At 61.8% G+C, this 13,336-nt stretch carries 8 protein-coding genes; all 8 read right to left on the bottom strand.

What is annotated here, in order from left to right:
* Positions 1 to 292: 292 nt before the first annotated feature.
* A complete protein-coding gene (gene carB, locus ABCN01_RS09330) occupies positions 293 to 3,607 on the bottom strand; it encodes a carbamoyl-phosphate synthase large subunit (RefSeq protein WP_342997035.1) in 3,315 nt (1,104 codons plus the stop codon).
* A gap of 1 nt (position 3,608) precedes the next feature.
* On the bottom strand, positions 3,609 to 5,048 hold the full coding sequence (gene carA / locus ABCN01_RS09325; RefSeq protein ID WP_342997034.1) for a glutamine-hydrolyzing carbamoyl-phosphate synthase small subunit: 1,440 nt from the start codon (positions 5,046 to 5,048) through the stop codon (positions 3,609 to 3,611).
* A gap of 206 nt (positions 5,049 to 5,254) precedes the next feature.
* Positions 5,255 to 6,220 (bottom strand): hypothetical protein, encoded by a 966-nt coding sequence (locus ABCN01_RS09320; protein WP_342997033.1) that lies wholly within the window; start codon positions 6,218 to 6,220, stop codon positions 5,255 to 5,257.
* A 19-nt stretch (positions 6,221 to 6,239) separates the two neighbouring features.
* Positions 6,240 to 8,009: an ABC transporter ATP-binding protein gene (locus tag ABCN01_RS09315; protein WP_342997032.1), complete on the bottom strand. Its 1,770-nt coding sequence runs from the start codon at positions 8,007 to 8,009 to the stop codon at positions 6,240 to 6,242.
* Between the two features lie 184 nt (positions 8,010 to 8,193).
* Positions 8,194 to 8,889: an NUDIX domain-containing protein gene (locus ABCN01_RS09310; protein ID WP_215673710.1), complete on the bottom strand. Its 696-nt coding sequence runs from the start codon at positions 8,887 to 8,889 to the stop codon at positions 8,194 to 8,196.
* A gap of 21 nt (positions 8,890 to 8,910) precedes the next feature.
* On the bottom strand, positions 8,911 to 10,215 hold the full coding sequence (gene purD / locus ABCN01_RS09305; protein WP_342997031.1) for a phosphoribosylamine--glycine ligase: 1,305 nt from the start codon (positions 10,213 to 10,215) through the stop codon (positions 8,911 to 8,913).
* A gap of 118 nt (positions 10,216 to 10,333) precedes the next feature.
* On the bottom strand, positions 10,334 to 11,620 hold the full coding sequence (locus tag ABCN01_RS09300; protein WP_342997030.1) for an adenylosuccinate synthase: 1,287 nt from the start codon (positions 11,618 to 11,620) through the stop codon (positions 10,334 to 10,336).
* Between the two features lie 93 nt (positions 11,621 to 11,713).
* On the bottom strand, positions 11,714 to 13,111 hold the full coding sequence (gene dnaB, locus ABCN01_RS09295) for a replicative DNA helicase (protein ID WP_117634693.1): 1,398 nt from the start codon (positions 13,109 to 13,111) through the stop codon (positions 11,714 to 11,716).
* Positions 13,112 to 13,336: the final 225 nt, after the last annotated feature.

Below are 13,336 nucleotides of genomic sequence, written 5' to 3'. Positions count from 1 at the left end.
TAAAGCCGTTTGTCTCCACCCGCGTAGCGGGTGGTTTAAAGCTGGCCGCTGCGCGGCCAGCAGACTAAAGTCTTGAAAAATGTGGGCTCTGTCGTTCATTCGAACGACAGAGCCCACACTCATTTTCTATTCAGCCCTAGTCATCGCGCAAAGCCCCTTCGGCAGCACACGGTGCAATTGAGTCACCGTAGGCCGGGGCGGGAGGGGCCGTGTTTCCTCCTGAGCGACTCTGCTTGCAGCCGGAGCGAAAGGGGGAAACTCGGCCCCCTCCGCCCCGGCCGGACAGGTCACACTACACCGTGTGCTGCGGCAGGTCCTGCAGAGCGATGACGTCCATGCCCATGTCGTTGGCGCTGCCGTGACCCTGCTGGTCCTCGCGCACGGCCTCGATGGCGCTCACGTACGTGTTGGCGGCAGACATCGCGGTCACGCAAGTCACGCCGCGGCGCACGGCCTCGGTGCGCAACAGATAGCCGTCGCCACGAGAACCCGGGCCGTACGGCGTGTTGATGATTACCGCAATCTTGCCATCGGCGATGAGGTCGCCGATGTTGGGACGCTCGCCGTCGTGCGGACCGCTGATCTTCTCCACGACCTCACAAGTCACGTTGCCGCCGCGCAGCACGCGCGCCGTACCCTCGGTGGAGCAGATATCAAAGCCCAGGTAGCGCAGGATACGGGCGACCGAAAGGATATGACGCTTGTCGCGGTCGCACACGCTGATGAACACCTTGCCGCAGCTCGGATCGGGCAGCTTGTAGTCAATCGCCAGCTGCGTCTTGGCATATGCCTCGGGATAGCTCTTGGCGATACCCATGACCTCACCTGTCGACTTCATCTCGGGCCCCAGGATAACGTCGGCGCCCGGGAAACGACCCCAGGGCATAACGGCTTCCTTCATGCAGAACCAATCGAGCTGACGCTCATCGCTCGGCAGGCCCAGGCTGGCGATGGAATCGCCCGCCATGATACGCGCCGCGCACTTGGCGAGCGGCACACCGGTGGCCTTGGAGATAAACGGCACGGTACGGCTTGCGCGCGGGTTGGCCTCGATCACGTAAACGGTCTCACCCTTGATGGCGTACTGCACGTTGACCAGGCCGCGTACGCCCAGCGCCATCGCGATGCGGCGCGTAGTCTCGCGGAGCTTCGCCTGCAGGCTCTCACTAAAGCTGAACGGCGGAATGCACGTCGCAGAGTCACCGGAGTGGATGCCGGCCTCCTCGATATGCTCCAGGATACCGCCGATGTAGACCTCTTCGCCGTCGCACAGGGCGTCGACGTCGGACTCGATCGCACCCTCCAGGAAGCGGTCCAGGTACACCGGATAGTCGGGGCTAATGCGCGCAGCCTCGGCCATGTAATCGCGCAGATGCTCGGCATCGTAGGCGATCATCATGCCGCGGCCGCCCAGCACGTAGCTCGGACGCACCAGCAGCGGGTAGCCGATGTGCGCGGCCACGGCCTCGGCCTCCTCAAACGAGGTGGCCTGACCCGCCGGCGGGTACATGATGCCCAGCTTGTCGAGCAGAGCGGCGAAGCGCTCACGGTCCTCGGCAAAGTCGATGGCATCGGGCTTGGTGCCCATGATGTTGACGCCACTCTCCTCGAGCATGCGCGCCAGCTTAAGCGGAGTCTGGCCGCCGAGCGTCACCACAACGCCGTCGGGACGCTCAACATCGATGACATCCATGACGTCCTCGTAGGTGAGCGGCTCAAAGTAAAGGCGGTCGGACGTGTCGTAGTCAGTCGAGACGGTCTCGGGATTGCAGTTGACCATGATGGTCTCGAAGCCGCGGGCCGCCAGCGCGTAGCTCGCGTGCACGCAGCAGTAATCGAACTCGATACCCTGGCCAATGCGGTTGGGGCCGGCGCCCAGGATCATCGCCTTGGGCTTGTCCGCCGGCGTGGTCTCGTCGGGAGCCACGCACTTCTTGGCATCCGGGCTCGTTCGGTAGATGTTCTCGTACGTCTTGTAGTGGTACTCCGTGGCGCTCGAGAACTCCGCAGCGCAGGTATCGACCGTCTTCATGCTGGGAACCACGCCCAGACCCTTGCGATAGGCGCGCACAAAGCGCTCGTCCGAGCCGGTCAGAGCGGCAATCTCGGCGTCGCTCGTGCCGTACTGCTTGAGCAGGCGCATCGCGTCAGCGTCGATATCCTCCACACGCAGGCCGCGGATGCTCTCCTGGACCTGCACCATGTCGTTGATGCGGTTGAGGTACCACGGGTCGATGCCGCAGGTGGCATGGATGCGAGCGATGTCCCAGCCACGGCGCAGGGCCTCGACCACAAAGAAGATGCGGTGCTCGGTCGGGGTTGCCACGGCCTGAGCGAGCTCATCGTCGCTCAGCTTATCGGCACCCTCCTTGCCACCGGCGCAGATACCCTGGTGACCGTCCTCCAGCGAGCGCATGGCCTTGCCGAAGGCCTCCTCAAAGGTGCGGCCAATCGCCATGATCTCACCCACGGCCTTCATGCGCGTGGTGAGCGTGGGGTCGGTACCCTTGAACTTCTCGAAGGCAAAGCGCGGCACCTTAACGACGCAGTAGTCAATCGTGGGCTCAAAGCAGGCGGGCGTGGCCTTGGTGATGTCGTTGACAATCTCGTCGAGCGTATAGCCCACAGCCAGACGGGCGGCGGCCTTGGCGATGGGGAAACCCGTGGCCTTGGAGGCCAGCGCGGACGAACGGCTCACGCGCGGGTTCATCTCGATGACGATCAAGCGACCGGTGTTGGGGTTCACGGCAAACTGCACGTTGGAGCCACCGGTCTCGACGCCGATCTTCTCCAGAATGGCGAGCGAGGCCACGCGCATACGCTGATACTCAAGGTCGGAGAGCGTCTGCGCCGGCGCCACGGTGATGGAGTCGCCGGTGTGCACGCCCATGGGGTCGAGATTCTCGATGGAGCACACGATGATGCCGTTGCCGGCGTGGTCACGCATGACCTCCATCTCATACTCTTTCCAGCCCTCGATGGACTCCTCGACCAGCACCTCGTGGGCGGGCGAGAGCTCCAAGCCCTGACTCACGATGGAGACGAGCTCCTCGTGGGTATGCGCGATGCCGCCACCGGCACCGCCCAAGGTAAAGCTCGGACGCAGCACGCAGGGATAGCCCACGCGCTCGGCGATAGCCTCGGCGTCGGCCACGCTATAGGCATAGCCCGAGCGCGCGACCTCCAGGCCAATCTCGGTCATGGCCTCGTTAAAGAGCTTGCGGTCCTCGCCGCGCTCGATAGCGGCCAGGTCGCAGCCGATCATCTCGACGCCATACTTGTCGAGCGTGCCGTCCTTTGCCAGCTCGACGGCAGCGTTCAGACCGGTCTGGCCGCCCAGCGTGGGCAGCAGCGCGTCCGGGCGCTCCTTCTTGATCACACGCTCGATAAACTCGGCGGTGATGGGCTCAACATAGGTGCGGTCGGCAAGACCCGGGTCGGTCATGATAGTCGCCGGGTTGGAGTTGACCAGGATGACCTCAAAGCCATCCTCCTTGAGCACCTTGCAGGCCTGGGCGCCGGAGTAGTCGAACTCACAGGCCTGGCCAATAACGATGGGGCCCGAACCAATGACGAGGATACGCTTGATGTCAGTACGTTTCGGCATGTTAGTTCTCCTCGGTCTCGGTCGCGGCGGTCTCGGCGAAATTCCAGCCCCGCAGGCGGTCCTTCGCGGTGTCGATGTCCAGGTAGTTCTCCTCGCCGTCCATGAGTCGCGTAAAGGCGGTAAAGAGATAGTGGGCATCGGTGGGGCCGGGCGAGGCCTCGGGGTGGTACTGGACCGAGAAGCATGGGGCGTCGAGCAGCTGGATGCCCTCGGCGGTGCCGTCGTTGAGGTTCACGTGCGTCAGGCGAATGCGGCCGAAGCGCTCGTTCATCACGACCGGCGCGATGCCGCGACGCACCCAGGCGCGCAGGTCGCCATCGGCCGCATGCTCGGTCTCGCCGCCGGAAAGCTCCGGGATCAGTTTGCCCAGACTGGGGAACAGCAGGCCAAAGCCGTGGTTTTGCGCGGTGATCTCCACGCGACGGCTCACCAGGTTCATAACCGGCTGGTTACCGCCACGGTGACCGAATTTAAGCTTTTCCATTTGGGCACCGCACGCCAAGCTGATCATCTGGTGACCAAGGCAAATGCCAAAGACCGGCACCTTGCCGATCAGCTGCTGCACCTGCTCGTAGGTCTCCACCACGGCATCGGGGTCGCCGGGGCCGTTGGATAAAAAGACGCCGTCGGGATTCATGTCGAGCACCTCACTCGCGGGCGTATCCCATGGCACGACAGTAAGGTCGCAGCCGGCACGGACCAGGCCCTCCAGGATGCCGCGCTTCACGCCGCAGTCGTAGGCGACCACTTTGTGGCGGGCAGGAGCGGCAGGGGCAAGCGCAAAGTCATGCGTAGCAGGCAGGTCGCTCGCAGCAAAGGCATGAGGCGCGGGGCAGCTCACGGTCTTGACCAGGTTCTCGCCCACCAGCGTCGGCGCTGCGGCCAGACGCTCGGCAAGCTCGACGACGTCAAAGATTTCCGTCGAGATAATGCCCATCTTGGAGCCGTTGTCGCGCAGGTGGCGCACAAGAGCGCGGGTGTCGACGCCCTCGATAGCGACGATGCCGTGGGCACGCAGGTACTCCGGCACGCTGACGGCCGAGCGCCAGTTGGAAGGCGTGGCGCACATGTCGCGGACGATCATGCCGCGCATGGCGGGAGCGCTCGCGGAGCGGGCGGTATCACCGGGGAAGGCCGACTGGACGTCGGTCTCGTCGATGCCGTAGTTACCGATCTGCGGATAGGTCATGGTAACGATTTGGCCGGCATAGCTCGGGTCGGTCATGACCTCAAAGTAGCCCTCAAGCGAGGTATTGAAGCAGACCTCGCCGGTCGCGGTACCCTCGGCACCGCATGCACGGCCATAAAAAATGGTCCCATCCTCAAGATACAGGATGCAGGGACCACAGGTGCCCTTGCTGGTTTTGGCCAGCATACGCTGGCAAAGCTCGCTGGGCGCGAAGGTGCGGGCGGCAGCGCCCGCGGTATGGTTGTTCGCCATAGTTCTCCTTCCCGGTCTCACAGGACCGGCTTAAAGGTGTGTAGTTAGGCCTCGCGGTATTGTAACCGTAAGCATGCCTCATGGCGTTAATTTCATCGAAATGTTTACGAAATGATAATTATGACTTTCTATGCATAATGATTTTTCTAGGACGAGGATTAAAAATCATCCCGCGGGGCTTGTGGCTCACGCGGGATGATGACGTCTTACTTTTTCTTATCCTGCTCCAGCAGTTTGGACGGTGTGCGATCGGGCTTGCCGCCGCGGAAAATCTCGCGGCCATGCAGACGATGCTCCAGGTCACGTTCGGCCTTTTCCTCGTCAATCTTGGTCTGGCTCACCACCGGGTCCTCAATCAACGACGACACCGAGTTCACCTGCTTCTGAATGCGCTCGGCGATGGTGTCATCCATACTCACGATGCGCATCTTCCAGTCGATACTCGTGGCATTTGACGAGCTCTTGGTCCACACAAACGTCAAAATGGCGCTCTGATGACCCCGCGCGGGGAACATGCCAAAGAAGGAATCATGCTGGATATTGCTGTCCTCGTCGATATAGGCGTGCACGTTATACACCACGCGGTCGATCTTATCGTTAAGCAACGCGTTGGTCGCAAGTGCCGCAGCCTGAATCTGCCCGTTGGACAGCAGCTCGAGCTCGTTGGCAGACGACGTGTCCAACACCGTCACCTCTACCGTACCCGTGCGTTCGTCCGCCTCGTCGACGCTAAAGTCGAGCGGAAACTGCGTAAAGCCGTTACCCCACTCAAGGCCGCCCTTGAGCGCCGTCGAAACGGTATCGACCGAAACGCTCTCGGACAGGTTGGCAGTGTTCAGGCGGCGCATCACGCCGTAGCCAATCTGCATGCCCACGATCAACACCAGAATGCCGATAACTACGGCCATGGCGGTCTTCGTAATGGTATGGCTCACCTGCGAGCCCGAAGGGTCGTCCTCGGACAGCGGGTCGATCTGCTTTGTCTGGCTCGCGCGATCTTCGCTGCGAAGCTGCGCCAGCGCCGCCTTGTCGCCGCGCTTGGCCGCTGCCTCTTTTTCGCGCATGCGCTCGGTGCGCTTTTTGGCAAGCGTCGGATCCAAAACGCCGGATGCGTCGATCTCGGAGAATAACTCCGTCACTTCTTCCGGAGTCAAAGGGTTCTTCTCAGCCATATACTTCCTGTCATATCAATCAGTCGAGCTCGTGCGCACGCGCACCTTCGAACTGCATTCGATAGTAACGGGCATAGGTGCCGCCGCGGGCGAGAAGCTGCTCGTGCGTACCACGTTCCACAACGCGACCATGCTCGACGGTCGCAATCTCGTCGGCATGTTTAATGGTCGAGAGACGGTGGGCGATGATGATCGTGGTGCGACCGCGCGCCAGGCGCTCGAGCGACTCCTGCACCGCCTCCTCGCTCTCGTTATCCAAGGCGCTCGTCGCCTCGTCCAGGATCAGGATCTTGGGGTTCTTGAGAAACACGCGCGCAATGGCTACGCGCTGCTTTTGGCCGCCCGAAAGACGGCTGCCGCGCTCGCCCACGACCGTGTCGTAGCCCTGCGGCAGCGACTCAATGAAGGCATCGATATTGGCGCGGCGGGCGGCCTCGGCGACCTCTTCTGCCGTGGCGCCTGGCTTGCCGTAGGCGATGTTCTCGCCAATCGTACCGTCAAACAGATAGACATCCTGCTGCACCAGGCCAATGGTGCGGCGCAGGCTCTGCTGCGTCACGTCGCGCACGTCTTGGCCGTCGATGCTGACGGATCCAGCAGCCACGTCATAAAAGCGCGGCAGCAGCGAACACGTTGTGGACTTGCCACCGCCCGAGGGGCCAACCAGGGCAATGGTCTGTCCGGGCTTGATGGACAGATTCATATGGTCGATCACGGGACGAGCCTCTTCGCCTGCGCCGAGTTCAACGTCCTCGTAGCTAAAGCACACGTCGCGATATTCAACCGCGCCAGCCGTCACCTGCAGGTCCGCGGCATCCGGCTTGTCCTGGATATCCGGGGCGGTCGAAAGCACCTCGTCCATGCGCTTAAAGCCGGCGATGGCCTTCTGATACGTCTCGGCCGAATTGACGAGCGTCTCGAGCGGGGTGCAGAACAGTGAAATGTAGAGCGCGAAGGTCGCCATATCGACCGCCTGCAGCTGACCCTGGGCAACGAGCCAACCGCCCAGCAGCACCACGATCACGTACAACACGCCCGAGAGCAGGCCATACGTCGCAGTGTAGATGCCCATGGCGTGATACATATTCTCCTTGGACGAAAGATAGCGGTCGTTCGAGGCGCGGAACTTGGAGCGCTCAGCCTCCTCGTTCGCAAAACTCTTGACCACGCGCATGCCTGCCAGCGAATCCTGCAGCTGCGCATTGATACCGCTGATTTTTTTGCGATTGTCGCTAAAGACCTCGCGCATGCGCAAGTTCTGCCAAAACATGATGACCGCAAACGCTGCCGTCACCACAGCCATGGCAAGCGCCAGCACCGGGGCGATGGTAAAGAGGATCACAAATGAGCCGATGATCTCGATGCCGCAGATGATGATCCACTCGGGCACGTGGTGCGCCGCCTCGCAGATATCGAACAGGTCGTTGACCACGCGGCTCATCATGTCACCCGAGCTGTTGCGATCGAAGTACGCAAAGCTAAAGCGCTCGTACTGATCGAACAGGTCCTCGCGCATCTTGGACTCCATGCGCGCGCCCATCACGTGGCCCCAATAGCTCACAAAGTAGCGGCAGGCGCAACGGATGGCATACATCAGTACCAGGCCAACCGCAATCATACCGAGCGCCTGCATAATAGCAGCCTGACCCTGGGTAAAGAGCCCGCCGGTCAGATTGCGCAGAATGATAGGAAACGCCAGGTCAATGGCGGCAAGCACCAGGGCGCAAACAGTATCGGCAACAAAAAGCCCCATCTGGGGCTTGTAATACGAAAGAAACCTCTTAAACATAATCACCTTACGCGGTTTTACCAAACCGCGTTTCGTCTCGACGCTGCAAGTGCTCCATTTGGACAATCTGGCCTTCAATCGTCGGTCGCGTATATCCATACGCTTCCCTCCTCTTTTAGGCCACCTTGTCTCAAATGGAGCACTTTCGCTGACTTACACAAACCTGCGGGATCATTCCCGCTCGTTAAAGTTCGGCCCCGCCTAGTCGGTGCGCGATGCTATCGCAGGCCAAGGCGCCCACGACGGTCTTGGCATCTTCGATCTTGCCGTCGAGCACGGCGTCGATCAGCTCGTGCAGCGGCACGAGGTCCACGTTGACGAACTCGTCATCATCGGGGTTGGGCGCATCAAACTCGAGCTTGGTAGCCAAGTAGATGTGAATGATCTCGTCGCAAAAACCGCAGGACGTGACAATCGACGTCAAAAAGCGAATGCGACCAGCCCTAAAGCCCGTCTCCTCATGCAGCTCGCGCTTGGCGCAATCGAGCGGGTCCTCGCCTGGGTCGAGCTTGCCGGCGGGAACCTCGACCGTCACGCGGTCGATGGCGGTGCGGTACTGACGCACCAGTACGATCTTGCCGCTCTCGGTCAGTGCCACAACGGCCGCCGCACCCGGATGGCGAACGATATCGCGGGCGCTACGGCGACCGTTGGGCAGTTCAACCTCAAGACGGTGGACGTCGAGGATCTTGCCCTTCCAGGCACACTCCTCCGAAAGAATCTTCTCGTGCAGCTCGGCATCGTGCGGGTCGTCGTCGCCCAGCACCAGCGCCGGCTCGTCAGCGACCTCGCCGCCAGGCTCGCCCTCGGCGTGCCCATACATGCGGCTGTCCTCTTCGACGATCTGCGCGTCCACGAGCTCTTCGTTCTTCTCGTCCATCCGTCTCATCCCTCTCGGACTTTAGGCATCCCAGGCGTCGCGGCCACGCAGCGCGCGCAGGCCGATGTCATGACGCAGGGTCTTGCCCTCAAAATCAATCTTCTCGCAGGCCTCGTAGGCAAGGTTGCGAGCGTTCTCGAACGTGTCGCCCAGCGCGGTCACGGCAAGCACTCGGCCGCCGTTGGTCACGAGCTGACCGTCCACCACGGCGGTGCCGGCATGGTACACGGTCACGTTCTCCATGGCCTCGGCGTCGGCGATGCCGGTGATGACTTTGCCCTTCTCGTAGCTGCCGGGATAGCCCGCGCTCGTCAGAACAACAGCCACGGCCCACTCGTCACGCCAGTCGAGCTCAATCTGATCAAGCTCGCAGTTGGCGCAGGCGAGCATAACCTCGACCAGGTCGTTCTTGAGGCGCGGCAGCACGACCTGCGTCTCGGGGTCGCCAAAGCGGGCGTTGAACTCCAGCACCTTGGGGCCGGCGGGGGTGAGCATAAAGCCGCCGTACAGGCAGCCGCGGTAGTCGATGCCCTCGGCAGCAAGCTCGGCCACGGTCTGCTCCATGACCTCCACCATGGTGGCGTGCTCCTCGTCGGTCACGATGGGCACCGGGCTGTAAACGCCCATGCCGCCGGTGTTGGGGCCAAGGTCGCCCTCGAGCGCACGCTTGTGGTCCTGCGAGGTGGCCATGGGGCGCACGGTCTTGCCGTCGGTAAAGGCCAGCAGCGAGCACTCGGGGCCGGTCAGCATCTCCTCGATGACCACAGTATTGCCGGCATCACCAAAGGTGCCGCCAAAACACTCACGCACGGCCTCCTCGGCCTGCGCAAGCTCGGTCGCCACGATGACGCCCTTGCCTGCGGCCAGGCCGTCAGCCTTCACGACCAGCGGTGCGCCCTGCTCGCGCACGTAGGCGAGAGCCGAAGCCTCGTCGGTAAACGAGCCGTAGGCGGCCGTCGGAATGCCGGCACGCTCCATGAGCTGCTTGGAGAACAGCTTGGAGCCCTCCATCTGAGCGCCCTCGGCGCCCGGGCCAAAGCAGGGAATGCCCGCCGCGCGCACGGCATCGGCAACGCCCGCCACGAGCGGAGCCTCGGGGCCAATCACCACGAGTCCGCATCCGTGGCTCTGGGCAAACGCCGCCACGGCCGCAGGATCGCAATCGTCGAGAACCACGTTCTCGCCGCAGCTCGCGGTGCCGCCGTTACCCGGCGCAATGTAGAGCTTGCCGGCGCGCGGTGATGCTGCGAGCTTAGCTGCCAAAGCATGCTCACGGCCGCCGCTGCCCAACAACAGGATGTCGATGGTTTGAGTGTCCGCCTTCAAGGGTGCCTCCTCTATGGATGAACGGCCCGCTCCGCGCGAGCCCTTTGCAAGCAAATATACCCCTCGGCCGCCCGTCCGGGCTGCAAAGGGGTATATCGCAATAACCAAATAGTGCCGATTACTTCCAGAATCGGTTGATGATCTGCTCGCGACCGGCGCCGACGCCAATGAACGTCACGCGGGTGTGTGCCAGATCCTCGATAAACGTCACGTAGTCCTGAGCCTCCTGCGGCAGCTCGTCAAAGCTGCGGCAGCCGGTGATGTCGCACTTCCAGCCCGGGAGCTCCTCGTAGATGGGCTTGGCGTGCTCAAAGCGCACCTGATGCTCGGGCACGCTCGTGTAACGCTCGCCGTCGACGTCGTAGGCAACGCACACCTTGACGGTATCGAAGGCCGAAAGCACGTCGAGCTTGGTCATGGCGATATCGGTGAGGCCGTTAACACGCGAGGCGTAGTTGGCGATGGGGCCATCGAACCAACCGCAGCGACGGCGACGGCCGGTGGTCACGCCGTACTCATAGCCCTCCTCGGTCAGCGTATGGCCGGCCTCGGACTCATAGGAAAGCTCGGTGGGCATGGGGCCCGAACCGACGCGGGTGATATAGGCCTTCATGACGCCCAGCACGCGGTCGACATTCTTCATACCGACGCCGGAGCCGGTGATGGCGCCGCCGGCGGTGCAGTTGGAAGACGTCACGTACGGATAGGTGCCGTGGTCAATGTCGAGCAGCGTTGCCTGGGCGCCCTCGAACAGCAGGTCCTTGCCCTCGTCGATCATGTTGTTGAGCAGCAGGCTCGTCTCGGTGATGTAGGGGCGCAGGCGCTCGGCCATCGGCAGGTACTCGTCGCAGATCTGGTCCACGGTGTAGGTGGGCAGGTGGTAGATGAGCTCCAGCTCGGGATTCACGCGGGCAAGAGCGGTCTCCAGCTTGTCGCGGAACAGCGCCTCGTCCAGCATGTCCTGCATGCGCAGGCCGATGCGGGCCATCTTATCCTGGTAGCACGGACCGATGCCGCGCTTGGTGGTACCAATGTTCTTCTTGCCGAGCTTCTGCTCAAAAGCACCATCTAGATCGATGTGGTACGGCATGATGATGTGCGCGTTGCCACTGATCTTGAGGTTCTTGGTGGTGATACCGTCGGCCTCGAACATGTCGATCTCCTCAAGGACAACCTTGGGGTTGACGACGCAGCCGTTACCGATCACCGACATATGGTCGGAATACATGATGCCGGAGGGCACCTGGTGCAGGCCGTACTTCTTGCCGTTGACGACGATGGTGTGGCCGGCGTTATTACCGCCCGAATAGCGCACGACGGCATCGAAGTCGCCGGCGACCAGGTCGCAGATCTTACCCTTGCCCTCATCGCCCCACTGGGCACCGACCAAAACGGTTGACGGCATGTTTACTCCTTACATTCATGGACTGTCTACGCGCCACGTTGGCACGCAGAAGCACAAAACATTCCCAGTATACCCGTGCAACGGGCGCCTGTCCTACTCCTCGGTATGCGCCCCATCAAGCTCATAGAACTTGGTGGATGCCGGCAGGAACATCAGGTCGACGTCACCGATCGGGCCCGAACGGTTCTTGGCCACGACGATACGCGTAACGCCCTCGTCGGGTCGATCGTCACGCGAGGCTTCGGCCTCATCGGCGGAGCGGTCCAAGAACATAACGATGTCGGCGTCCTGCTCGATGGAGCCCGATTCACGAAGGTCGGAAAGCTGCGGGCGCTTGCCGGTACGGGATTCGACCTGACGTGAGAGCTGCGACAGCGCGATGAGCGGGATCTTGAGCTCCTTGGCCATGATCTTCAAACCACGCGACATCTCCGAAACCTCGACGGTACGGCTCTCGGAACGACGGCCCGGCGGAGGACTCACCAGCTGCAGGTAGTCCAGGATGATGATTGCCTTCTCCTTGTTATGGAGCATGCGGCGGCTCTTGGCGCGAATCTCGGTCACTGTGGTGCCGGGCGTATCGTCAATCAGAATATCGAGCTTGGACAAGGTCTGCGTGGCCTCGTTGATATTGGCCCACTGCTCGGGGCTGATGCGGCCCATGCGGAAGTCACTGATCGAGATCATGGCGTAGGCGCAAATCAGACGCTGGGCAATTTCCTTGCCCGACATCTCCAGCGAGAAGAAGCCGACGGTATAACCAGCAGCGGCAGCGTTGAGCGCCAGATTCAGAGCGAACGACGTCTTACCCACGGCAGGACGGGCACCGATGATGATGAGCTGGCCTTCGCGAAAACCCATGAGCATGCGGTCGAGCGACGGGAAGCCCGTGGGCACGCCCGCAGCCTGGCCACCGGCCTGGCACACTTCCTCGGCCTCGTTATAGGCCTCGACCATAAACTCGGTCAGCGTCTTGTAGCTCGACTTGACCTCGCGTGCCGTGACCTTGAGCAGCTTGCTCTCGGCCAGCTCGACAACCTCTTTGGTGTCGGTGGGGGCGTTATATGCCAGCGCGTTGATCTCGTTGGTGGCGCCGATCAGCTCACGCAGCATCGAATCGCGGCGAACGATGGCGGCATGGTGCTGCCAGTTGACGAGCGACAGGGTCTGACCCATCAACTCCAAAATGTACGCTTCGCCGCCCACGGCATCGAGCTTGTTGATGCTTCGCAGGTAATCGATCAGCGAGATGGAGTCGATGGGAATGCGGCTGTTGTACATATCGACCATCGCGGTATAGATGGTCTTATGAATGGGCCGGTAGAAGTCATCGGGCTGCAGCTCGACCTGGGCCTCCTCGACCACCTCGGGCGATAGCAGCATAGCGGCCAGTACATTGGCCTCTGCATCTTGGTTTTGGGGAAGACCCAACTTTGAGCCGCGGTCCTCAACCGTCAGCCCGGTCTCCCTATCGTCATATGCCATGAGCATCCTCATTCATATCGCTTGCGAGCATCCATAGTATCAGCCATGGTCCCAAAACGCGCCGCGCGCCGCCAATCATCACCGAACCAAACGGATGAACGGTCCTGTATATAGGACTTCGGCGCAACGTTCGCCATGACACTCACTCAGCGCAAAATCAGAACCACCCTTAAAAAGGGTGGTTTGCTCTTAGGGTATAACCCACGGGCCCCGGGCTCGCGTCTAAAGGCG

It is taken from the genome of Collinsella aerofaciens, from assembly GCF_039062365.1.
In the GTDB taxonomy this organism is placed as follows: Bacteria; Actinomycetota; Coriobacteriia; order Coriobacteriales; family Coriobacteriaceae; genus Collinsella.
Note: the sequence above shows the minus strand (reverse complement) of the source record. Positions and strands in the feature narration are given on the sequence as shown.